Origin of the sequence: Aeromicrobium stalagmiti (assembly GCF_013283745.1) — a bacterium.
In the GTDB taxonomy this organism is placed as follows: Bacteria; Actinomycetota; Actinomycetes; order Propionibacteriales; family Nocardioidaceae; genus Aeromicrobium; species Aeromicrobium stalagmiti.
In genome coordinates this window covers 1,107,362-1,130,181 of sequence record NZ_JABSTZ010000001.1, presented here as the reverse complement: position 1 = coordinate 1,130,181, position 22,820 = coordinate 1,107,362, and the positions used below count along the sequence as shown (strand labels likewise).

Sequence of the window (22,820 nt, the reverse complement as noted above, 5' to 3'; positions counted from 1 at the left end):
CCTACTGTGCCACCACCGCGTCGAGGCGGCGGACGGGCGCGACGGTGCCGCGGGGTTCACCGGCGCGCAGGAACCGCCCGGTCCCGAGCGTCCGGCCGTAGCCGTCGACGAACTCGCCGCGATCGAAGACGACCTCGCCCGTCACGATCGTCGCGCTGACGGCGGCGTCGTTGCGGTTGACCATCCGGCTCATGTTGCCGAACTCAGGCATCAGCGCCTCGTGATAGCTGTCGACCTCGTCGCTGAGCCCGGCCGGGTCGACGACCACGATGTCGGCCCGGTCGCCGACCCCGATGCGGCCGGCGTCGATGCCGTAGAAGTCGCTCAGCTCGCCGGTCAGCTTGAAGACCGCCTTCTCGACCGTCATGAACGGCTTGCCGCTCGTCTGCGCCCGGTGGACGCGGTTGAGCAGCCGGATGCCGAAGTTGTAGAACGCCATGTTGCGCAGGTGCGCCCCGGCGTCGGAGAAGCCGATCGTGATGCCGTAACGGTTGATCAGCTGGTCCTGGACCTCGGGCCGCGTGTTGGCGATGTTGGTCTTCCAGCGCAGCCGGGTGCCGTGCTCGACCACGAGGTCGAGGTAGCAGTCGACGGGGTGGAGCCCGCGGTCACGGGCCACCTGGCCGATCATCTGGCCGACCAGGTCGGCGTCGGGGCACTCGGTGATCTCGGCGTCGTCGAAGTCGCGGTGCCAGACCCGGGGCGAGAAGCGCTTGTCGAAGTCACGACGGAACCAGCGACGGTAGGCCTCGTCGCTCAGCAGCTCGTTGCGGCCCATCTCCTCGCGCAGGTGCAGGGCCTCGCGGCCGGAGCCGAACTCCTCGAAGACGACGAGGTCGATGCCGTCGGCCCACACCCGGAACGTCGTCGGCAGGTGCTGCCAGGTGAACCGGCCGCGACCGATCCGGTTGGCGAGGAACGCCAGCGGGGCGAAGATGCGCTGCACCCAGGGCTCGGCCTTGGTGTCGGCGGCGGCCAGCAGCGACACCTTGAGCGGCTTGCGGAGCAGGCCCGTCGCGGTCGCGAGGTAGAACGCGATGTCGTACTTCTTGTTGAGGTTGGGCACCCCCTGCAGCACGCGCCCGCGGCGGCGCAGGACCCGGCTCAGGCCCCGGAACTCCTTCCAGCTGGAGTAGGTCGACGGCAGCGAGCGGGAGCGGTAGCGGTCACCGTCGAGCTTGTCCCACGGGTTGGTCATGGTGGAGATGCCGAGGAAGCCGGCGTCGAGGGCGTCCTCGAGCCGGCGCTCGATCTCGGCCTGCTCGCCCCGCGTCGCCTTCTGCGCCGGGTCGGTCGAGCGGCCCATGCCCATGACGCTCGCGCGGACGTCGGAGTGCCCGAGGAACGAGGCAACGTGCGGGCCGAGCGGCAGCTGCTCGAGCGCGTCGACCCAGCCCTGGGGCGTCGACCACGTCTTGGCGTCCTCGAGTGCGCCGAGCACGTGGGTGCGCGGGAGCGCCTCGACGCGACTGAACAGGTCGGCGATGTCGAGGGGCGTCGAGTAGACCGTCGAGAGCGAGCAGTTGCCGACCAGCACCGTCGTCACGCCGTGGCGGACCGACTCGTTGAGGCCGGGAGCCACCTGCAGCTCGGCGTCGTAGTGCGTGTGGGTGTCGACGAACCCCGGCATGACCCACTGGCCGGCGGCGTCGACGACGCGCGTCGTGGGGCCGATCGGCAGCGGGTCGGGGCTGACCGCCGCGACGCGTCCGTCCTTGACGCCGATGTTCGCGACGACGCCGGGCGCGCCCGAGCCGTCGAAGTAGGTGCCGCCGCTGATGACCAGGTCGAGCTCGTCCATGCTGTCCGCCCTTGCGTGATGTGGATCACGTCAAGATAGCGAGTGATCACTCGCTATGTCTAGACCCTGGTCCGCGAGTGGCGCATTCCACCCCGCGAGTGGCGCGAAAAACGACGACACGCCGTCTCAGAACCTTCGATCTGCGCCACTCGCGGATCAGGGGGTGAGGAAGGTCTGGAGCATGTCGTGACCGTGGGAGGTGAGGATCGACTCGGGGTGCATCTGGACGCCCTCGACCGGGTGGGTGCGGTGCCGGACGCCCATGACGATGCCCGACGCGGTGTGCGCCGTCGCGTCGAGCTCGGGGGGCAGCGTCGCCGGGTCGATGACGAGCGAGTGGTAGCGGGCGCAGACCAGCGGCGACGGCAGATCCGCATAGACCCCGCGCCCGTCGTGGTGGACCAGCGAGGGCTTGCCGTGGACGACCTCGGGGGCCCGGACGACGGACGCGCCGTAGACCTCGCCGATCGCCTGGTGGCCGAGACACACCCCGAGCGTCGGCGTCGTCGGCCCGAGCCGCCTGATCGCCTCACGGCTGATGCCGGCGTCGGCCGGGGTGCCCGGGCCCGGCGAGACGACCAGGTGGGTGAAGTCACCGCGCAGCCGCGCCGCGACCAGCTCGTCGACCGTCACGGCGTCGTTGCGGACCACCTCGGCCGAGGCGCCGAGCTCACCGACGTACTGGACGAGGTTGTAGACGAACGAGTCGTAGTTGTCGATGAACAGCACCTTCGCCTCGGTGGGCGGTGCAGCGGCCACGGACGGGCCACGTGTGGACGCTCGCGCACCGCCCACGACGGGGTCGAGCCAGAGCCGCTCGAGCTCGTCGCGGAGCCAGGTCGTCGTACGACCCACCGGCCACGCGCCGAGGCCCTCGCACGCGGCGACCGGCACGACGCCGCGCAGGGCGTTGGTCACGAACACCTCGGTCGCGGCGATGACGTCGGCCGCGGTGAGGCGGCGCTGGAAGACCGGCACGGCCGCCGCCCGCAGGATCTCGACGACCCGGGCGCGGGCCGTGCCGGGAAGGATGCGTCCGTCGGTGGGCGGCGTGTGCACGCCGTCGTCGTGGACCACGAACAGGTTGGCTCGGGCGGTCTCGAGGATCGATCCGTCGTCGGCGGTCAGCAGCAGGTCGTGACGGAGGCCGCGGTCGTCGGCCAGGGCGCGACGGTCGGACCACTTGTGCTGGCCCCATCCGTCGCCGACCGCGCGTGGGGTCAGGGTCCACGGGCCGGATGCGGCCGCGATCTCGTCGGTCGTCATCGTCACGGCGACATCGGCCCCCTGCGGCACCGCGTCGATGCGCAGCCGGTGGTCGCCGACGAGTGCAGCCGCACGACGGACGACCGCCTCGTCGAGGCCGGCGCGGATCGTCGTGCCGTAGACGGCCCGCACCGAGGCGTCGAGGCGTGCCAGGTGGGCATCGAGGTCGACGACGTGGCCGTCGCTGACGAGCAGCGTGTCGAAGATGCCCAGCGACTCGTCGACGGTCGGTGCTGCGGCAGGCGCCCGGACGGACGTCGGCGCGGTCGGCGTGGAGACCTCGGCGACGAGGTCGAGCCGCCCGCCGATCGCGTCGATCAGGGGGCGCGCCTTGACCAGGCACTCGGCGTACTCGTCGTCGGGCGTGGAGTCGGCCACCACTCCCCCGCCGACGCCCAGCCAGACCGCGTCGCCGGCGAACTCGAACGTCCGGATGACCACGTTGAGCTCGAGGCCCGCCGCCGGGCTGACGTGCCCGATCGCCCCCGTGTAGGCCTCGCGACCAGTCGACTCGAGCGCGTTGATGACCTCCATCGCCCGGACCTTGGGTGCGCCGGTCACCGAGCCCGGCGGGAACGTGGCCCGCAGCAGGTCGGAGTCACGGACGCCGCGGCCGACGTGCCCGACGACGTCGGAGACCAGGTGCCAGACGGTGTGCCGCTCGGCGCGGGTGATCGCCGGGACGCGCACCGATCCCGGCAGGCTGACGCGCCCCAGGTCGTTGCGCATGAGGTCGACGATCATGATGTTCTCGGCGCGGTTCTTGGCCGACGCGACCAGCTCGTCGGGGTCGGTGTCGAGGTGCGCGGTGCCCTTGATCGGCGAGGTCAGCACCTCGTCGCCCGTCCGCCGCAGGAACAGCTCGGGCGAGAAGCTCACCAGCTCCCCCTCGGGGCTGGAGACGTAGGCGGCGTAGGCCGGGTGCAGCCGCTCGACGCCTGCGCAGAAGACGTCGAGCGGATCGCCCGAGAACGACGCCTCCAGCCGCGCGCACAGATTGGCCTGGAAGATGTCGCCGGCGGCGATGTGCTCGAGCACCGTCGCCAGGGCCGCGCGGTGACCGTCGGGCGACGGCGTCATCGCGAAGGCACCGACGTCGTAGGCGATCGGCTCGGGGGCGGGCGCCCCGAGGGCTGCCATGACGCGGGCGTCGCGCTCGTCGTCGCGGGTCAACGACTCGAACCACCAGACCCCGTCGGTCAGTCGCAGGACGTGGTCGTAGAACGCGATGCGGTGATCGGGCTGCGGGCGGGGGCGGCCGGGTGCGGGAGGAAGGTCCTCGACGAGCCGGCCGAGCTGATAGCCCCACGCCCCGATCCAGCCGCCGCCGAACCCCGCGACGTCGGACGGCAACGGGTCGAGGTCGATGCCCGTGAACGGATCACCGTCGAGCACCTCGACCGGGTCGAACGCGATGAGGGCCTCACCGTGGTGCCAGGCGCCGAGCAGCGCCACGAGGCGGTCGTGACCGCGAAAGCGCCGCAGGACGTCGAGCGGGTCGGCGTCGAGGTCGAGTCGATGCCGCGCGAGGTCAGCTCGTGGGGGTCTCGTCAATGACTTCTGCTCCCAGCTCGCGGCTCAGCAGGAGCTCGGGATCGAGGATCTCGTGGTCGACGACCGGGTCGTCACGGTCGGCCGAGGCATCAGGGTCCTCACGGGTCTGGGGGCTGTGCTGCTCGCGCATGGCCTGGCGGACGGAGTCGGGCACGGCTACCGCAGGTGCAGACGGCGCGGACGGCTGCTCGACCGGCGGCGGCGTGGACGGGCCGTCGTCGTAGTCGTCGACGACACCGGGACGCGCGCCCGGGTCGACGATCGCCTCGATGCGCCAGGTGACGCCGAGGACCTCCTGCAGCGCCTTCTGGACGTAGTCGGCCGAGCCGCTGTTGACGAACGAGTCGCGGGCTCCGGCGTTGACCAGGGCGATCGTCAGCACCTGACCGTCGAGCGCCATGACCTGGGCGTTCTGGCTCAGCATGATCCAGGCGAAGCGCCGCATGTCGCGGATCTTGTCGAGGATCTCGGGCCAGAGGCGGCGGACGTCGGCGATCGTCAGGGTGCCGGCCGGTGCGGCGGCAGGAGCCACCGGCTGCGGCGAGGCCACCGGCTGCGGCGGGGCGACCGGCGCGGGCTCGGCGGCGACAGGCGGTGCAACGGGGGCGGGCTCGGCCTGGACCGGCGGCACGACCGGAGCGGGCTCGGGTTCGGGCTCGGGCTGGTGCACCGGCTCGTGCACCGGAGCAGCGGCGGGGGCCGGTCGCGCGGGAGTCGGCGACCCGCCGTCCATCGACAGCCGGCGCTCGACGCGGTCGAGCCGGGCCTGGAAGCCCTGCGTCGAGTTGTCGGCACCCGGCACGAGGATGCGCGCGCACATCAGCTCGAGCAGCAGACGCGGCGCGGTGGCGCCGCGGAACTCCATCAGCGCCGCGTTGACGATGTCGGCGGCGCGGGTCAGCTCGGACGGGCCGAAGCCGTTGGCCTGGGTGACGAGCCGCTCGGCGCGGTCGCCGGGCACGTCGAGCAGACCCTTGTCGAGGGCGTCGGGGACGGCCGCGACGATCACGAGGTCGCGCAGGCGCTGCAGGAGGTCCTCGGCGAAACGGCGCGGGTCCTGCCCGGACTCGATGACCTTGTCGACGACCCCGAACACGGTCGAGCCGTCGCTGGCCGCGAAGGCGTCGATGGCCTCGTCGAGCAGGGAGTCGGGGGTGTAGCCCAGCAGCTGGACCGCGAGGTCGTAGGTGACTCCTTCGGGACCGGCGCCGCCCAGCAGCTGGTCGAGCACGCTGAGGGTGTCACGCACCGAGCCCTGGCCGGCCCGGACCACCAGCGGGAGCGCCGTCGGAGCGAGCGCGACGCCCTCGGCCTCGCAGAGCTGCAGGAGGTAGTCGCCGAGCGCCTTGGGCGGGACGAGCCGGAACGGGTAGTGGTGGGTGCGCGACCGGATCGTGCCGATGACCTTGTCGGGCTCGGTCGTCGCGAAGATGAACTTCAGGTGCGGCGGCGGCTCCTCGACGAGCTTGAGCAGCGCGTTGAAGCCCTGCGGCGAGACCATGTGGGCCTCGTCGATGATGTAGACCTTGTAGCGGCTGCTGACCGGGGCGAAGAACGCGCGCTCGCGCAGGTCGCGCGCGTCGTCGACGCCGCCGTGGCTGGCCGCGTCGATCTCGATGACGTCGATGCTGCCCGGTCCGCCGCGGGCGAGGTCGCGGCAGCTCTGGCACTCGCCGCACGGATCGGCGATCGGCGCCTTCTCGCAGTTGAGGGCGCGGGCCAGGATGCGGGCGCTGGTCGTCTTGCCGCAGCCGCGCGGACCCGAGAACAGATAGGCGTGGTTGACCCGGTTGCCCGCGAGGGCATGGCGCAGGGGCTCGGTGACGTGCTCCTGGCCGATCACCTCGGCGAAGGTCTCCGGCCGGTAGCGGCGGTACAGCGCGAGGGGGGCATCCACACATAGAGACTAACGACCGCCCACGACACTGCCTATCCCGTCACCCCTGCACCCGGCGACGGCTCAGGCCTTGACGAGGCGCGTGGCCCGCAACCACTGGTCGACGGCGTCGTAGGCAGCCTGGCGGGCATGGTCCTTGGAGATGAACACGTCGTGGCGGGCGCCCTCGATCGGGACCACCGTCACCTGGTTGCCGAGGCAGCCCGACCAGCGGGCGATCTGGCGGACGTCGAGCACCGCGTCGGCGTCGTCGACGGCCGGGGAGTACTCCCGGGCGAACCGCGTCCTGGTCGACCGGAGCACCAGCGACGGCACCCCGACGTCGAGCCCCTGGTGCAGTCGGGCGTGGCCGCGACGGATCGCGGTCAACCACCCGTACGACACCGGGAACCCCTCGAGCGGCTTGAAGGCCGTGTTGAAGTCCCACTCCCCGTGCGCGCTGACGTGCAGGCTCGTGCCGTAGGCGTTGGTGGGCGGCAGCTTGATGATGTCCTTCGGCCTGACCTTGGCGACCAGCCCGATGACCCGCGTGCCGACGGTGCGCATCCACGCCTTGCCCTGCAGGTCGAACCACGGGCTGTTGAGCACGAGCCCGGCGATGCCCGCGCCCCTGGTGCCGCCGGCGGTCTGGTTGAGGCGGTGCAGCCACAGCGGGAGGATCAGGCCACCGGTGGAGTGGGCCGACAGGACGACCGGCTTGCCGCCCGTCTCGTCGCGGATGATCGCGAGCGCGGCGTCGAGCTCCTGGTCGTACATCTTCAGGTCGGACACGTAGTGACCCGTCTGGCCCTCGCGGCGGGAGCGCCCGCACTTGCGCAGGTCGAGCGCGTAGAAGGCGAAGCCTCGCTCGGTGAAGAACTCGGCCATCTGCGTCTGGAAGAAGTAGTCGCTGAACCCGTGGACGTAGAGCACGGCCGCCTCGACCGTCTCCGGTGCGGTGCGACGCACCAGCGTGGCCTCGATCGTGCCCTCGCCGTCGGGGTCGCTGCCGAGCGGGATCGTGCGCTGCTCATAGCCCTCGCCCAGCTCGTCGGGCTTCCAGTCCGTCATCGTCACTCCTCGTCTGGACCGGCCGAAGTTGGACTCGGCCGTCACGTCCAACACTATGGGAAGCGTGACCGACGCACGCCAGATCCAACGCACGCTCGACCTCGCCCTGCGCGTGGGCGAGATGCTGCTGTCGAACGGCGCCGGCGCCGCTGACGTCACGGCGACGATGTCGTCGATCACCCACCACCTGGGCCTGCGGCAGGCCCTCGTCGACGTCACGTTCACGACCCTCGAGATCTCCTACCAGGCCTCGTTCGACGAGCCGGCGCTCTCGCTGACCCGCCACGTGACGCACCGCGAGACCGACTTCGAGGACCTCACGGACGTCGACCAGGTCGTCACCGACCTGCTCGCCGACGAGATCGACCTCGAGGAGGCCCGCACCCGGGTCGCACGGATCGCCTCGACCGGTCACCACACCCCCCGCTGGGCGGTGACGGTGGCGTGGGCGTTCATCGGCGGCGGCATCGCGCTGCTGATCGGCGGCGACTGGGTCGTGACCCTGATCGCGGCCGTCGCGGCGAGCGGGATCGAGATGATCCAGCGCTACCTGTCGCGCCTGCGGCTGCCGTTCTTCTACGCGCAGGTGGCCGGCGGGCTCTTCGCCACGCTGCTGGCGGTGGGAGCGCGCGCCGTCGATCTCGACGTCGACCCGTCCCTCGTCATCACCGCGAGCATCGTGATGCTGCTCGCGGGGCTGGGCTTCATCGGTGCGATCCAGGACGCGCTCACGGGCTTCTACGTCACCGCGGTCGCGCGCATCCTCGAGGTCATGATGTCGACCGCCGGCGTCATCGTCGGCGTCAGCGGGGGCCTCACGGTCGGGGGTCTGCTCGGCGTCGACATCGCCCTCGACCCCGGGGCGGCGGGCCTCTCGCGGCTGCCCCTGATGGTGGCAGGCGCAGCCATCAGCGCAGCGGCGTTCGCCTACTCCGCGTACGCCCCGGGCCGCAGCCTGCTGCCCATCGCCGCCGTGTCCGGATGCGCGGCCGGCATCTACCTGCTCCTGACCGAGCACGACCTCGGACGGGCGTGGCCGGCCGGTCTCGCGGCGATCTTCATCGGCCTCGTCGGGTTCACCGTCGCCGGCTGGTGCCGCGTGCCTCCGCTCGTCGTGGTCGTGGCGGCGATCGTCCCTCTGCTGCCGGGCCTCTCGATCTACCGGGGCCTGTCGCTGCTCGCCGCCGACGACTACACCGGCATCCTGGCGATGATCACCGCCGCGGCGATCGCGATCTCGCTCGCCGCGGGCGTGATCCTGGGTGAATACGTCGCCCAGCCGGTTCGCCGAGAAGCCCGTAGGCTCGAGCAACGCCTCGCCGGCCCGCGCCTGGTCGGCCCCTTGAGGGCACGCGCCAAGCGCCAGTGACCGTGCAGGTGGTATGAAAGTTACGCGCCAGTAGGCAACTCGCCGAGGAGAACCATGAGACTGCAGCTGTCAGACGAGGACGTCGCCTTCCGCGACGAGATGCGTGAATTCTTCACCACCAAGATCCCCCAGCACATCCGTGACACCGTCGCGGCCCGCCGAGAGCTCTCCAAGGAGCAGATCGTCGAGTCGATGCAGGTCATGAACGCTGCCGGGATCGCCGTGCCCAACTGGCCCGTCGAGTGGGGCGGCAAGGACTGGACCCCGCTCCAGCGCCACATCTGGCACGAGGAGATGCAGCTGGCCGGCGTCATGCCGCCGCTCGCCTTCAACGCCTCGATGGTCGGCCCGGTGATCGCGGCGTTCGGCAGCCAGGAGCTCAAGGAGCGCTTCCTGCCCCAGACCGCCAATCTCGACATCTGGTGGTCGCAGGGCTTCTCCGAGCCCGATGCGGGGTCCGACCTCGCCTCGCTGCGCACCACGGCGGTCAGGGAGGGCGACGAGTACGTCGTCAACGGGCAGAAGACGTGGACGACCCTCGGCCAGTACGGCGACTGGATCTTCACGCTCGTCCGCACCGACCCCGAGGCCAAGAAGCAGGCCGGCATCTCGTTCCTGCTCATCGACATGACGTCGCCCGGCCTGACGGTCCGCCCGATCGAGCTGATCGACGGCGGCCACGAGGTCAACGAGGTCTTCTTCGACAACGTCCGCGTGCCCGCCGAGAACCTCGTGGGCGAGGAGAACAAGGGCTGGGACTACGCCAAGTTCCTGCTCGGCAACGAGCGCGTCGGTGTCGCACCGGTCGGCTCGAGCAAGCGCACCCTGGCCGCGGCCAAGGAGTACGCCAAGACCGCCGGTCCCGGCGGCTCGTCGCTGCTCGACGACCCGCTGCTGGCCGCCGAGATCGCCGAGCTCGAGAACGACCTCCTGGCGCTCGAGCTCACGGCGCTGCGCGTCGTCGCCAACTCCGCCGACGGCAAGCCGCACCCGGCCTCGTCGGTGCTCAAGCTGCAGGGCACCGTGCTGCAGCAGGCCGTCACCGAGCTGTGGGTCGACCTCGCCGGACCCGACGCGGTCGCCACCGGCGCCGGTGAGGGATCCAACGTCCCCGACCTGGCGCGCACCGCGACGACCAACTACCTCAACTACCGGAAGGCGTCGATCTACGGCGGCTCCAACGAGGTGCAACGACAGATCATCGCGGGCACGATCCTGGGACTGAGGGGCTGACATGGACTTCACACTCGACTCCGAGCAGACAGCGCTGCGCGACGCGGTCCGCGGACTGCTCGGCAAGGCGTACGGCTCCTCCGAGACCCGTCGCGAGATCACCAAGACCGATCCGGGCTGGGACGAGAAGACCTGGCAGCGCCTCGCCGAGATGGGTGCCCTCGGGCTCCCCTTCGCCGAGGAGGACGGCGGCTTCGGCGCCGGCCCGGTCGAGGTCTCGATCGTCGCGGAGGAGATCGGACGCGTCATCGCTCCCGAGCCCTACGTCGAGGCGATCGTCCTCGCCGGCAGCCTCGTCGCGGCAGCAGGCACGGCCGAGCAGCGCGCAGAGATCATCGGCGCTCTCGCCGAGGGTCAGCTCGTCCCGGCGTTCGCCCACACCGAGCCCGGATCGCGCTACAGCGAGTCGGCCACCGGCGTCACGGCCTCCGGGTCCGGCAGCGACTGGACGCTCACCGGCGTCAAGGAGCCCGTCCTCGGCGGTGCCCGTGCCGACGTGCTGGTCGTCAGCGCCGCCGTCGACGGCGGCACCGGCCTGTTCCTCGTCCAGGGTGACGCGGCGGGTCTGACCCGCACGTCCTACGCGACGTTCGACGGCGGTCGCGCGGCCCACGTCGCGTTCGACGGCACCCCGGCCACCCCGCTGGGCGAGGCCGGCGTCGACCAGTCGGCCGCCATCGCCCAGGCCATCGCCGCGGCCCAGATCGCCTACGGCCACGAGGCGCTCGGCGCCATGGCGTTCGCGCTCGAGACGACGACGGACTACCTGAAGTCGCGCAAGCAGTTCGGTGTCCCGCTGATGACGTTCCAGGCGCTGACGTTCCGCGCGGCCGACATGTACGTGTCGCTCGAGCTGGCCCGCAGCACCGTCACCTGGGCGACGCTCGTGCTGCTCGACGGCAGCGACGAGGCCGACGTGCTCGAGGCGGCATCCCGCGCCAAGCTGCAGGTCAGCAAGGCCGGACGCCACATCGGCAAGGAGGCCATCCAGCTGCACGGCGGCATCGGCATGACCGCCGAGTACAGCGTCGGTCACTACATGTCGCGACTGACCGCGATCGACCACGCCCTCGGCGACGGTCGGCACCACCTCGCGGCGCTGTCGTCGGCGCTCGACGGACACGACGTCGTCGAGCCCCTGCCGTAACCCGTTCCGCACCCTGAGGCGGTGCGCTGGCGTCCACGTCGATCACGATCGTGGACGCTGGTGCACCGCCTCAGGCGTTCAGGGCCCGGACGTCGGCCATGACACCGGCGACGAAGATGTCGATCGCGGTGCCGTAGTAGTCGTCGGAGTCGCCGCAGACGACCATCGACGGGGCCGCGGCGCGCAGACGGGGATAGCGCTCCTGGGGCAGTGACTGCAGCAGGGCCAGCTTGGCCTCGTGCGCCTCGTCGCGCTCGGCCGGCTTGACCGACGTCTCCGCACCGGGCTCGCCGGTGACCAGCGTCATCGCGATCATCAGCGCGTAGTGCGCGACGGCCGCCGCCTTGTCGACGTCGTGGCCGGCCAGGATGAGCTTGTCGAGCGTGTGCTCGGTGAGGTCACGACCGATCTCGTTGACCAGGAGCCGGGCCGGCACCAGGGGCGTCGCGCTGGGGTGCGCCCGCATGGTGTCGACGAGCGACGTCATGGCCTCGCGGAGATAGGGCTCCAGGTCGAGGGCGGTGTCGGGCTCGCGCAGCGCCGAGACCACGGCGTCGCCGACGGCGTCGAGCAGCGCCTCCTTGTTGGAGAAGTGCCAGTAGAGCGCCATGGGCGTCACGCCGAACTCGTCGGCGACCTTGCGCACGGTCAGCGCCTCGAGCCCCTGCTCGTCGACGATCCGCAGCGCGCTCGCCACGACGAGGTCGGGGTTGAGGGAGTTCTTCTGCTTCACGTTGACAACTATACGGCATATATGATTCTCTTCCTTTACTGCGTACATTTACAACGTAAAGGAGTGGTCATGGACGACCGCCGCAACATCTGGGCCCTCGTGGCCGTCGCCCTCGCGACGTTCATGACGTACCTCGACAACAACATCATCAACGTCGCCCTGCCCGTCATCGAGGAAGATCTCGGCCTCAGCACGGCCGGCATGGAGTGGGTCGTCAGCTCGTACATCCTGACCTTCGCCGGCCTCATGCTGATCGGTGGACGCCTCGCCGACCTGATGGGACGCCGCCGGATCTTCCTCGTCGGGCTCGGCATCTTCACGGCCGCGTCGTTCGCCGCCGGGCTGTCGGGGAACGTCGAGACCCTCATCGCGAGCCGCGCGATCCAGGGCGTCGGCGCCGCGCTGCTCACGCCCACGACCCTCGCCATCATCTCCGCGACGTTCACCGACAAGCGCGAGCGCAACGTCGCGGTCGGCATCTGGGGCGCGGTCGGTGCCCTCGCCCTCGCCGCCGGCCCCCTGCTGGGCGGCGTGCTGAGCGAGCACGTCGCGTGGGAGTGGATCTTCTTCATCAACGTCCCGCTCGGCGCCATCACGGCCGGCCTGGCGGTCTGGGCGATCAGCGAGTCGCGCGACCCCGTCGAGCGTCGCCTCGACCTGTGGGGCCTCGTCGCGTCGACGATCTCGCTGTCGACGCTGACCTTCGCCCTCATCGAGGGCAATGGTCGCGGCTGGTCGTCGTCGGAGATCCTGGGGACGTTCGCCGTCGCCGCGCTGACCGCCGCGTGGTTCGTCGTGGTCGAGACGACCGTCGAGGACCCGATGGTCGACCTGGCCCTGTTCCGCGACCGGGTGTTCTCCGGCGCGCTGGTGTCGCTGATGCTGTGGGCCTTCGGCCTGTTCGGCATCTACTTCTTCACCTCGCTCTACCTGCAGAGCGTGCTGGGCTTCTCCCCCACCAAGGCCGGCCTGACGTTCGTGCCGATGGCCCTGTGCATGGCCGTCGCGGCGGCCAGCTCTGAGACGATCGCCCGCAGGTTCGGCGCACACCGCTCGGTCAGCCTCGGCATGGGCCTGATGGGCGTCGCGATCGCGTCCGTCGCGATCTTCGGCCAGGACGCGTCGATGCTCGACCTCATGCCGAGCTTCGTGGCGATCGGCATCGGTGGCGGCCTCACGATGCCCCTGACCGCGACGGTGCTCGGCATCATGCCGCAGGACCAGGCGGGGGTCGCCTCAGGCGTCTTCAACACCTCGCGCGAGCTGGCGGGCCTGCTCGGCATCACCGTGATCGGCGTCATCCTCACCAGCCGTCAGGACTCGGTGCTCGGCGACGGCGGGCTGCCGCTGGACGCGTTCCTCAGCGGCTACCGCCTGGGCCTGGTCGTTGCCGGGGCGCTCGTCTTCGCCGGCGCGGTCGCGGCATGGGCGGCCCTGCGCCGGGCGGAGGACGAGCCGGTCCTCACCGACGACGTCGTGCTCGCAGCCTGACAGCCTGCACCCGGGCATGAAGGACCCCTCGCGTACCCGACAGAGCTCACTTACCCTTGCTGCCTTCCGGCCCTGGGGGAGTTGGGTGATGTGTCGCCACGCGAGGGGCTTCCTCCATCATACGGATCGGGGCGCTGTCGCCCCAAGCCGGGACGGCAGAGGCAGCCCGATTCGTCGACGCGGACGACCGACCGGTAACCTCGTCGACGGAGGATTCGCATAGTGGCCTAGTGCGCTCGCTTGGAAAGCGGGTTGAGTGAAAGCTCTCAGGGGTTCGAATCCCCTATCCTCCGCCAATCTGACCCCCTGAGGAAGCTATTCCAACCGGCGACGCGCGGGATGACTCACAGTCGAGGCTCGGCTACTCCCTCATCTGATCAGGTACGACGAGCACCCCGCAGGGTGGTCTTCCGCTGAGGAGTCGGTGCTCGATCGAACCTTCGAGAAGGTGCGTCAGCGCTGTGCCTATGCCTTGGCCGTGGCTGCCGACGACGATCATCAGGGCCTCGGTCTCTGACGCGACCTTGATCAGGAGGTCGGCGGGGTCTGCTCGTCCGGCTTGGTAGGACCACACGCAGTCGAAACGGTCAAGGACGTCGTGGACGGTGCGTTCTTCGTCCCGCAACGTGGCTCTCGCCTCGTTCTCCCAGTCGGGGCCGTCTGGGTCGATCGGGTAGTCGCGCAGGTCGACCGCGTGCACGACGTGAAGAGGTATCAGCAGCCGGGTTGCCAGTTGGGCTGCTCGTTCCAGCGCCTCCACGGACGACCTGTCTCGGTCGAACCCGACGACGAGACCGCCCGCGGACCCGTCTGCCTCGCGCAGGTTGATGCGCATGTCCGCCGTTTCCATGCGGTTGTCCTTCATCTGGCTACTTCCTTTCAGAAAGGTGTTATGACGCGAGGGCCAGCTCGTATCCGCCGGCGCACATGACGATGGTCAGAATCAGGCTCAGTCCGACGTTCAGCAAGGCCGTCGGCACGTGATGCTGCTCGATCAGCCTGACCGTCTCGAAGCTGAAGGTGGAGAAGGTCGTGAGGGCCCCGCAAAAACCGGTGCTGATCAGTGCCACCACTACCTGGTCGACATCCGAGGTGGCCGCGAGTCCCGCGATGAGGCCGATGACGAATGACCCGATCGCGTTGACGGTGATGGTGCCCCACGGCAGGGACGAGGAATGGCGAGACTGGACGAACAGATCGACCAGGTAGCGGGTCGGCGCTCCTACCGCTGCGCCCAGGGCGACCACGAGGACCGTCATCACGAGGCCACGCGATGTACTCGGCGGACGACTGACCGGGCGCCGGCAAGGCCGCTCCACACCGCCAGCAACGACAAGGAAACGCTCAACACCAGATAGGCAGCCGCGACGGCCACGTGCCCAGTGCGCAGCAGCTCGTGCACGTCCAGCGCTGCGGTCGAGAAGGTCGTGTACCCACCCAGGACGCCCACGCCCAGGAACGGCCGCAGCAGACGTTGATCTGGCAGCACATCAACCACCACGACCATGAGGACGCCCAACAGCAGAGATCCGCTCGCGTTGATCGCCACCGTCGCCCACGGCAGCTCACCCAGCCGGTGCGGGAACGCATCCAGCAGCGCCCCGCGCCCGATCGCACCCGCAGCGCCACCGGCGGCAATCACGCCAAGAATGTCCCAACGCTCGCAGAGCACAGAAGTGACTGCCCGCAGGCGATGGCCTGCACGACCTCGATCAATAACGCGGTCGGACGATTCGACGTCCGGATCGACGGGCTGGTCATCGAATGTGGACACACTTCTCCTGCGAGTAGCAGGAGCCATCAGCGCAATGCGGTTCGAGTCTGAGACTCAGGCGGGGTCCATCGCCAAGGACGATGGTACCGGCGAACCGTGTGGGATGCCATGCACAATGGGCAAGCGCGCGATCCGACCCTCCCAATCACGAAGGAATTGCCAGTTGGGTGTCCCTACCCTCGTGGTCGTACCGCGAGATGACATTGCCGCAACATTAGCCCTGGGGCGCAACGACAGCCTGCGCGCCGAACGAGTGCGACAGGTCGGCGGCGGACGTGAGTCAAGATCTTCACGCTCTCAGGAGGTCGCGATCTCCTGGGCTCGTTCAAGAGCCACACGCAGTCGATTGAAGGCTTCTGCGCGAGCGTGGGCGTTGCGTGGTGACGGGTGCGGTGCGCCCAGCGCGGGCACGACTCGGGCAGTCTCGTCGATCGTCATCAGCCGCATGACACCTTGGAGGGCTGGTGTCCCGACGGCGACGACGACCTGGAGGGCGGGCAGAGCCGCCCACAGCGCGGCCAGCGCCGGACGCGCCTCTTCAAGATCTCGTACCAGCGGAGGGCGGCGGTGGCCGGCAGCGTCGTAGGTCGGCCACGGCACCACGTTCCACCGCAGATACCCGTCACGGGCCATGCCCGCAGAAACTCGCGCGGAACGGAGTGCGGCCGCCGTCGGGTCGTCGTTGTCCTCGGTGCTGAACCCGAGGTCACCCGCGGCGACGGTGCGAGGGCCGGGCGACTCCATCAGCACCAGGATCCTCGCGTTCACGCCAGGACCGTCCGGGTCGAACCACGGGACGAACCGCTGTTCGTCGCCCACCGCGCGCCACGCACGGACCAGCGCATTGAGCGCGAAAACGTGCGGCTCGTCAACTCGCGACCGGCGATCGGTGCTCATCTCGTGCGGGCCTTCGTGGCGATCCCCAGCAGATCGCGGACCGGACCGGCGGGCGGGCGGCCGCTGCCGACCCACAGCGCGGTGAGGTCGCGCGAAAGGTCCAACCCGGTGATCGGTACCTCAACGAGCCGGCCCGCCTCCACGTCGCTGCGCACCGAGCGCCGGCTCATGAACGCTGGCGGGCTTCCGGCGCTGACCGCCGATCGGATGCCGGACGTGGTGGTCAGCTCGACGGCTGGCGCCATGGCGGTCAAGCCGAGCCCTGCGAGCGCGTCGTCGACGACGCGACGGGAGCCTGACCCTTGCTCACGCCACGTCAGAGGCCGTGTGACGAGCTCATCTGGAGTCAGCGGCGAGTCCTGTTTGGCCCATGGGTCGTGCGGTGCCGAGTACAGGCCCAGCTCGTCGCGAGCGACGACCAGTGACGCCAAGTCACCGGGGTCGGCACCGTCCTCGACGAAACCGATGTCGACCGACCCGTCCGCCACGGCCGTCCGCACGTGCTCGCTGTTGGTGGCGATCAGGCTGACGACGGTGTCGTGCTGCTGGCGAAGCCGAACCAGCCACAGGGGAAGCAGGTGCTCGGCGACGGTCATGCTCGCCGCGATGCTCAGCTGGTGGGCCCGGTCGTCGCGCAGGGTCGCGATCGACTCGTCGATCTCGTGCGCGAGATCAATCAGACGTGCGGCCCAGCCGACCATCAGGACACCGGACTCGGTGAGCGTCGATCCTCCGGCAGCACGACGCAGGAGGGTCAGTCCCGTCTGGGCCTCGACGGCTCTGAGCCGTTCGGATGCCGATTGCTGGGTGATGCCGTTCGCTCGGCCCGCAGCGCCGATGCTGCCATGAGTGGCCACGTCGACCAGTAGCTGAAGAGCAGCCAGATCGGGGATGTTGCGCATCTGCCTAGACTACCCGTCCTCCACAGGTCTGCCCTGTGGAGCCACAGGGTGACGGGTTCTACCGGCAACCCCGCATCGAGACCACAGTGGAGTCATGACCACCGCACACCTCACGACGACCAGCGAGCACGCCGCCCGCAGCACCCGCGACCGAACGGGCTGGCTCCGCGATCTCGAGGGCGCTCCGGCTCTCGGCTTCATCGGACCCAACTGGTTTGCCTCGGTCATGGGCACCGGCATCGTCGCAGTCGCCGCTGCCTCCCTGCCCTTCACGGTGCCCGGGATCACGGTCTTCGCCACCACCGTCTGGGTCCTCGCCCTCCTGCTGCTCGTCGTGGTGGTCGTGGCGACTGCCGGCCACTGGACGTTGCATGGCGAGGTGGCCCGCGGTCACCTGGACGATCCGGTGATGTCGCACTTCTACGGCGCGCCCGCGATGGGACTCATGACCGTCGGTGCCGGCGCAGTGCTGGTGGGACACCACCTGATCGGCATGACTGCCGCGCTGACGCTGGACTGGGTGCTGTGGACCGCTGGGACCCTGCTCGGTCTGACCACGGCCGTGCTGGTGCCGATCCGTGCCTTCACCTCGCACGAGGTCCGCGAGGACTCCGCCTTCGGCGGCTGGCTCATGCCCGTGGTCCCGCCCATGGTCAGTGCCGCCACCGGCGCTGCCCTCATCCCGCACCTACCGGCCGGCCAGGCCCAGCAGACGATGCTGCTGGCCTGCTACACGTTCTTCGGCCTCACACTCATGTGCAGCATCATCATGATCGCGTTCATCTGGAACCGGCTCCTGCGCCACGGCATCGGAGCGGCCGGCGCCGTGCCCACCCTATGGATCGTCCTCGGCCCCGTCGGTCAGTCGATCACCGCGGCCCACCACCTCGGCAACGTGACCCCCGACGTGCTCGACAGCCCCTACGGCACCGCGTTCCACGCCTTCGCCCTCGTCTACGGCATTCCCATGTGGGGATTCGCGATGCTGTGGTTGGCGATCGCCGCCACCCTCACCGCCCGCACCGCCAGGGAAGGACTTCCGTTCAGCCTGACCTGGTGGTCCTTCACCTTCCCGGTCGGCACCGTGGTCACCGGCACCTCCGGGCTGGCCCAGCTGACCGGCAACCACGTGCTCCAGATCGCAGCCGGCGCACTGTTCATCCTCCTTCTCAGTGCCTGGGCCGTCGTCGCCGTCCGCACCCTTCGCGGCGTACACACCGGCAAGCTGCTCAAGAAGCCCTGAACTCAACAGACCCAACCGTCCATGAGAGGAAAGCTCCTGATGAAGACACTCCGCAAGAGCACCATCGAGTGGTCGGTCGGCGTCCTCGTCGCCGCCGCCATGTTCATCTGCGGACTCATGCTCATAGTCCTGGCGCAGAACGACACGCTCCAAGCCCTCCCGTGGACCTATCTCGGCCTCGCCCTGGCCGGCTTGAGCGCCGTCATGGGAATGGCTCTGGCCATCGCCGAAGCCGACATCACCTCGAGCAGCACCAGCGAGGAGTCCGACTGAAGGCACGGCGTCAATGACCCTGCCGCCGCCTCACGTCAGCCTGAACTGCCCAGATCAGACATCGACGAGCAGCGAGATGAGCAGCGTGAGGAGGATGGAGACGGTCAGGACGGCGGCCGCTGTCACCGGACCGACCGTCGACCGCCCTGTCTCGAAGCGCCCATCTTCCAGCTCTCGCGCGGTGGCTCGATACCTGAAGCTGCCGTACACCACGACGCCCGTACCAGCGATCACAAGAATCCCGCCCGCCAGGACGCTGCCGGCAGACACAGTGCTGTCCACATCCGGGCGAGATGGGTTCTTTCGTTCGCGAGGTGACCTCGCGGACTCCCGACATCGTTCAGGGATCTACCTTGGGTCATCGCTCACGACTCAACCGCAGCGACACCGCCGACCGAGTCACTCCGAACTGTTCAGCGATCCGCTGGTGGCTCCAACCATCCGAGCGAAGCCGTCTGACCTCGAGCATGTCTTCGGTCGAGAGCTTGCCGCCGCTTCGGATTTCGATGCCCTCTCGTCGCAGCCAGTCCAACAGGGTGCTCATTGGGACGCCGTACTTCGTCGACAAAGACACCGATCCCATGCCGGCTTCGTAGTCGGCGCGGACGGAAGACTCATGTCCCGACAGGACCCATCGAGTCCGGCTCCTACCCGTTAGCTCGGGCACCTTCCAAGGCTCGTCTCGAACATCCTTGGCCACTTGGTCTCGCATCGATCGCACCTTCGCCCCTGTCTCACCGAGGTTGGAATACCGTCCCAGCACCTCCGCCACGCACCACCGATGAGGGTTTCGCGCAGCGACCACTGCCCGAAGCCCTCTTCGTGCGTCCGGGCCCTATCGTGAACGGCATGCCACTCGACCCGGGCACCGCCGCCCTGCTCCAGCTCATCGCCGACGCGGGCTACCCGCCCATGCACGCAGGGACGCCCGAGAGCGCCCGCAAGGGATTCCGTGCCCTGACGGCTGACGTGGTCACCCCCGAGACGCGCGTGCCCGTCGGGAGCGTCGAGGACCTCACCGTCGCGGGCCGTCCCGCACGGCTCTACCGCCCGGCGGGCGACGGACCGTTCCCGACGCTGGTGTTCTTCCACGGCGGCGGGTTCGTGATCGGCGACCTCGACACGCACGACCAGACCTGCCGCCGGCTCTGCTCGGGCGCCGACACCGTGGTCCTGGCGGTCGACTACCGCCTGGCACCCGAGGCGCCCTACCCGGCAGCCGCCGACGACGCTCTCGCGGCGACGCAGTGGGCGGCCGACCACCTCGACGAGCTGGGCGGCAACGACGTCCTCGCGGTGGGAGGCGACAGCGCGGGCGGCAATCTCTCCGCCGTCGTCGCGCAGACCCTGCGCGACCGGGTCACGGGGCAGGTGCTGATCTACCCGGCGACCCACATGGCGGGCGACTACGCGTCGCGCACCGAGAACGGCGAGGGCTACTTCCTCGACACGGCCACCATGACGTGGTTCGTCGGCCACTACCTCGACTCGGGCGTCGACCTCGACGACGTGGGCCACTCACCGTTGCTCGGCGACCTCGTCGGCCTGCCTCCCGCCGTGGTCGTGACGGCCGAGTTCGACCCGCTGCGCGACGAGGGAGAGGCCTACGCCGACGCCCTCGAGGCAGCCGGCGTCCGGGTCGACCGCACGCGGTACGACGGTCTCGTGCACGGGTTCATCGACATGGGCTTCATGAGCGCGGCCGCCGCCGCCGCGGTCGACGACCTGGTCGCCCGGACCCGCGCGCTGCTGCACTGAGCAGCAGGCCCCGCCGTCACGGCTGGGGCAGGCCCAGGTCCTCACTCGGCTCGTCGGTCAGCGCGCGGATGCGGTCCTTGGACACGTCGACGCATCCGCTGGTGATCGAGAGGTTGATCCCGCCGTCGCCGTAGCGCGCCCGGAACGCCAGCCCGCCCTTGGACGCGGTCACGGCCTCGCTGGTCGTCTCGTCGACCTTCCAGCCGGCCGACGTCAGCGCCGACGCGATCAGCTCGGCCTGCTCCGACGCGGCGGTGTCGCTCTGGGTGACGGCGACCTCTGCGGCGTACTCCGCACCCGAGGGACTCGGCTCCATGCCGCAGATCGCCCATCGACCGCTGCCTCCACTGGTGTAGGTCAGCGCCTTGACCGCGTCTCCGACGAGGGGGAACGTCTCCTTCGCCGCGGCGCGGGTGGCATCGGCTCTCTGCTCGGCCTTCGCCGGCTCGTCGCCCCCGGAGTCCGACGCACCGCACCCGAACAGGCTGCCGATCATCATCACGACCACCACGACTCCCCTGCGTCTCATCGCCACTCCCCCAGTCAATCAGTCGGTCGGTCAGCCCAGGGACCCGAGCCAGCCACCGGCGTCCTCAGCACGGTCCCACGCCCACCCGGCGCCATCGGCCACCTTGCCGCCCGTGTACTCGACACCGTCAGCCACCTTGCCGCCCGTGTACTCGATCCCGTTCCACGCCTGCTCGCCGCCTGACACGATCGTCGTGCCGGCGAGCAGGTCGCTGAGGGGCTGGTAGGTGCCCGGGACGCGACCGTCGACCTCGTCGGGCTGGTCACCGGCCACGACGTCGGCCATCGCGTCGAGCGACGTGGAGTCCTCGTTGAAGTACGACGAGTGGTTGTCCATCAGGTCCTGCACCCGGTAGGACCCGGGATCGACCTCGAACCGGTGCGCGCCGAAGTCGTCCTGCGACGGGTCGTGACCGAGGGCGCCGAGACCAGGGCCGCCCAGCAGGCTGACCGGGTCGTAGTCGGCCGAGCCGACGTAGACGTTGCCGTTGTCCATCAGGTCGGTCGCGACGTCGGCCGAGCCGGCGCCGGGGCTGCCGATCAGCACCATGTCGTCGACCTGGAGGTCGTTGTCGGTGGCAGCGTGCGACACCGTCGTCGAGCCGTAGCTGTGGCCGATCGCGGTGAAGTGGGCCTGTGACCCCTGGTCGCTGGCGCGCATGCCGTCGACGAACTCGGCGAACCGCTCGCCTCCGTCGGTCGCCTTGCCCTCGCCCGCCACCTGCACGAAGTCCCACGGGTTGTCGGTCATGCCGTCGTCGCTGCTGGGCGCGTCGTAGTCGATCCAGGCGATCGCCGCGACGGTGTCGTCACCGTTCTTGCCGTCGGCCAGCTGCATCAGCCGGTCCATGCTCTTGATGTTGCCGCTGAGCGACGACGACTCCGAGGTCAGTCCTGGCACGAACGAGGTCACGTCGTCGGCGGTGTCGGGGTTGCCGAGGCTCATCGCGATGCCGCCGTCGCCGTCGAAGGCGTCCGGGCGGAACACCAGGAGGAACGCGGTGTTCTCGCCGGTGTCGGGGTCGATCCGGTCCTTGTAGCTCTCGAGGGTCTTGAGGGCGCCCCTGGCGTTCTCCAGCTGGTCCTCCTCGAGGTCGGTCAGCTGACCGTCCTTCTCCCGCTCGCCGAGGTAGTCGATGTCGCTGTACATCGACGTGCGGTTGGCCTCGTCGCGGTCGACCGTCGGGATGCCGCCCGCGTTGCCGACGAGCTCTGGCGAGTGGATCATCAGCGCCTGCTTCTCGGCAGGGCTCAACGAGGCCCACCAGGTCGCGACCGCCTCGGGATCGCCCGCGTCGACCTTGTCCTTCAGCCGGTCGGCCAGCTCCGGCGCATCCGGCCGGTTCGGGTTCTTGGCGGCGTCGTCACCCTCGGCGACCGTGTCGACCGACTGCAGGGCGCTGATCACCGCCGCATCGGCCGCGTCCTGGTCGGCGTTCCAGCCGTCGACCCGGCCCTGCAACGCGTCGGCCTGCCGCTCGAGCTCCTTGGAGCGCGCCTTGAGCGCGGACTGCGCCTCGGCATCTTCCGGGTCCGATGCTGCGACGTCGGCGTCGTAGGCGTCGATCTGACCGTTGATCGAGCTCACCTCCTCGGTCAACGTCTGACGTCGCGAGTAGAGCCGCTGGAGCCTGTCGTCGTAACGGTCCATCGCGGTGGCCGCCTTGGACAAGGCCGCGACCGCGGAGTCGAGATCGCCCGAGAGCTTCGTGAACTGGTTGGACGCCGCCTCGGACGCCGACCCCTTCCACCCGGCCGGCGTGCCCTCGCCGGCCAGCGTCTCCTGCGTGTTGCTCACGCTCTCGCCGGTCGCCCGGATGCCGGTGGCGACGCTCGAGGCGCTCTCCGGCATGGTGCGCAGGGCCTCTGGCCTGCTCACTCGTCTCAGTGGCATGGCATTCCCC

General features: G+C 69.8%; 21 protein-coding genes, 1 tRNA gene, 1 other RNA gene and 1 riboswitch. Of the genes, 8 read left to right on the top strand and 15 right to left on the bottom strand.

The annotated features are described in order from the left end of the window. Position 1: 1 nt before the first annotated feature. The 4 genes from HQK15_RS05510 to HQK15_RS05495 all read right to left on the bottom strand — a co-directional run bounded on the left by HQK15_RS05510 (position 2) and on the right by HQK15_RS05495 (position 7,568). Complete coding sequence (locus HQK15_RS05510; protein WP_173490383.1) at positions 2–1,801, bottom strand: N-acyl-D-amino-acid deacylase family protein; 1,800 nt, start codon at positions 1,799–1,801, stop codon at positions 2–4. A gap of 156 nt (positions 1,802–1,957) precedes the next feature. Next, the gene (locus HQK15_RS19220; protein ID WP_173490382.1) at positions 1,958–4,621 is read right to left on the bottom strand and encodes a chorismate-binding protein; all 2,664 of its coding nucleotides are present in this window, start codon (positions 4,619–4,621) and stop codon (positions 1,958–1,960) included. After that, the gene (locus HQK15_RS05500) at positions 4,599–6,518 is read right to left on the bottom strand and encodes a DNA polymerase III subunit gamma and tau (RefSeq protein ID WP_173490381.1); all 1,920 of its coding nucleotides are present in this window, start codon (positions 6,516–6,518) and stop codon (positions 4,599–4,601) included. Before HQK15_RS05500 ends, HQK15_RS19220 begins: the two co-directional genes overlap by 23 nt. 63 nt (positions 6,519–6,581) lie before the next feature. Then, positions 6,582–7,568 carry an alpha/beta hydrolase gene (locus tag HQK15_RS05495; RefSeq protein ID WP_173490380.1) on the bottom strand — a complete coding sequence of 329 codons (987 nt, stop codon included), beginning with the start codon at positions 7,566–7,568 and terminating at the stop codon, positions 6,582–6,584. Positions 7,569–7,623: 55 nt separating this feature from the next. Between HQK15_RS05495 and HQK15_RS05490 the strand changes: the two genes are divergently transcribed. The 3 genes from HQK15_RS05490 to HQK15_RS05480 are packed head-to-tail and all read left to right on the top strand — an operon-like array spanning position 7,624 to position 11,317. Next, a complete protein-coding gene (locus tag HQK15_RS05490) occupies positions 7,624–8,937 on the top strand; it encodes a threonine/serine exporter family protein (protein ID WP_217361348.1) in 1,314 nt (437 codons plus the stop codon). Between the two features lie 54 nt (positions 8,938–8,991). After that, the gene (locus tag HQK15_RS05485; RefSeq protein WP_173490378.1) at positions 8,992–10,170 is read left to right on the top strand and encodes an acyl-CoA dehydrogenase family protein; all 1,179 of its coding nucleotides are present in this window, start codon (positions 8,992–8,994) and stop codon (positions 10,168–10,170) included. Position 10,171: 1 nt separating this feature from the next. Then, positions 10,172–11,317, top strand: a complete 1,146-nt coding sequence (locus tag HQK15_RS05480; protein ID WP_173490377.1) for an acyl-CoA dehydrogenase family protein — start codon at positions 10,172–10,174, stop codon at positions 11,315–11,317. Positions 11,318–11,387: 70 nt separating this feature from the next. Here the strand turns inward: HQK15_RS05480 and HQK15_RS05475 are convergent, their stop codons facing one another. After that, positions 11,388–12,050 carry a TetR/AcrR family transcriptional regulator gene (locus tag HQK15_RS05475; protein ID WP_173490376.1) on the bottom strand — a complete coding sequence of 221 codons (663 nt, stop codon included), beginning with the start codon at positions 12,048–12,050 and terminating at the stop codon, positions 11,388–11,390. A 69-nt stretch (positions 12,051–12,119) separates the two neighbouring features. On the opposite strand from HQK15_RS05475, the gene HQK15_RS05470 reads away from it, so the two are divergent. Continuing rightward, positions 12,120–13,541, top strand: a complete 1,422-nt coding sequence (locus HQK15_RS05470) for an MFS transporter (RefSeq protein ID WP_173490375.1) — start codon at positions 12,120–12,122, stop codon at positions 13,539–13,541. Positions 13,542–13,557: 16 nt separating this feature from the next. On the opposite strand, the gene ffs is transcribed toward HQK15_RS05470, so the two are convergent. Next, positions 13,558–13,654, bottom strand: an RNA gene (gene ffs / locus HQK15_RS05465) — signal recognition particle sRNA small type. A gap of 95 nt (positions 13,655–13,749) precedes the next feature. Here ffs and HQK15_RS05460 point away from each other — a divergent pair. Beyond that, positions 13,750–13,837 (top strand) — tRNA-Ser (locus HQK15_RS05460). Between the two features lie 65 nt (positions 13,838–13,902). Here HQK15_RS05460 and HQK15_RS05455 read toward each other — a convergent pair. The 5 genes from HQK15_RS05455 to HQK15_RS05435 form a co-directional block, all read right to left on the bottom strand. Continuing rightward, entirely contained in the window at positions 13,903–14,406 is a 504-nt protein-coding gene (locus HQK15_RS05455) for a universal stress protein (protein WP_173490374.1), read from the bottom strand. 25 nt (positions 14,407–14,431) lie between these two features. Next, complete coding sequence (gene crcB, locus HQK15_RS05450) at positions 14,432–14,800, bottom strand: fluoride efflux transporter CrcB (RefSeq protein ID WP_173491098.1); 369 nt, start codon at positions 14,798–14,800, stop codon at positions 14,432–14,434. Beyond that, on the bottom strand, positions 14,800–15,315 hold the full coding sequence (locus tag HQK15_RS05445) for a fluoride efflux transporter FluC (protein WP_217361347.1): 516 nt from the start codon (positions 15,313–15,315) through the stop codon (positions 14,800–14,802). Before HQK15_RS05445 ends, crcB begins: the two co-directional genes overlap by 1 nt. A gap of 10 nt (positions 15,316–15,325) precedes the next feature. Then, a riboswitch (Fluoride riboswitch) is annotated at positions 15,326–15,397 on the bottom strand. 215 nt (positions 15,398–15,612) lie between these two features. Then, positions 15,613–16,212, bottom strand: coding sequence for a uracil-DNA glycosylase family protein (locus tag HQK15_RS05440; RefSeq protein WP_173490372.1), 600 nt, complete (start codon positions 16,210–16,212; stop codon positions 15,613–15,615). Then, a complete protein-coding gene (locus tag HQK15_RS05435; RefSeq protein WP_173490371.1) occupies positions 16,209–17,114 on the bottom strand; it encodes a LysR family transcriptional regulator in 906 nt (301 codons plus the stop codon). The genes HQK15_RS05440 and HQK15_RS05435 overlap by 4 nt, the downstream gene beginning before the upstream one ends. Positions 17,115–17,208: 94 nt before the next feature. Between HQK15_RS05435 and HQK15_RS05430 the strand changes: the two genes are divergently transcribed. Beyond that, complete coding sequence (locus HQK15_RS05430; protein WP_173490370.1) at positions 17,209–18,357, top strand: TDT family transporter; 1,149 nt, start codon at positions 17,209–17,211, stop codon at positions 18,355–18,357. Between the two features lie 39 nt (positions 18,358–18,396). Continuing rightward, on the top strand, positions 18,397–18,630 hold the full coding sequence (locus HQK15_RS05425; RefSeq protein ID WP_173490369.1) for a hypothetical protein: 234 nt from the start codon (positions 18,397–18,399) through the stop codon (positions 18,628–18,630). 54 nt (positions 18,631–18,684) lie between these two features. Here the strand turns inward: HQK15_RS05425 and HQK15_RS05420 are convergent, their stop codons facing one another. Next, entirely contained in the window at positions 18,685–18,900 is a 216-nt protein-coding gene (locus tag HQK15_RS05420; RefSeq protein WP_173490368.1) for a hypothetical protein, read from the bottom strand. A gap of 88 nt (positions 18,901–18,988) precedes the next feature. Beyond that, positions 18,989–19,174, bottom strand: a complete 186-nt coding sequence (locus HQK15_RS19030; protein ID WP_367649067.1) for a helix-turn-helix domain-containing protein — start codon at positions 19,172–19,174, stop codon at positions 18,989–18,991. Between the two features lie 305 nt (positions 19,175–19,479). On the opposite strand from HQK15_RS19030, the gene HQK15_RS05415 reads away from it, so the two are divergent. Then, positions 19,480–20,388 carry an alpha/beta hydrolase gene (locus HQK15_RS05415; RefSeq protein WP_173490367.1) on the top strand — a complete coding sequence of 303 codons (909 nt, stop codon included), beginning with the start codon at positions 19,480–19,482 and terminating at the stop codon, positions 20,386–20,388. A gap of 16 nt (positions 20,389–20,404) precedes the next feature. Here the strand turns inward: HQK15_RS05415 and HQK15_RS05410 are convergent, their stop codons facing one another. Together HQK15_RS05410 and HQK15_RS05405 are read right to left on the bottom strand one after the other, a co-directional pair. Next, the gene (locus HQK15_RS05410) at positions 20,405–20,917 is read right to left on the bottom strand and encodes a hypothetical protein (protein ID WP_173490366.1); all 513 of its coding nucleotides are present in this window, start codon (positions 20,915–20,917) and stop codon (positions 20,405–20,407) included. Positions 20,918–20,947: 30 nt separating this feature from the next. Beyond that, complete coding sequence (locus HQK15_RS05405) at positions 20,948–22,810, bottom strand: alpha/beta hydrolase (protein WP_173490365.1); 1,863 nt, start codon at positions 22,808–22,810, stop codon at positions 20,948–20,950. Positions 22,811–22,820 lie beyond the last annotated feature (10 nt).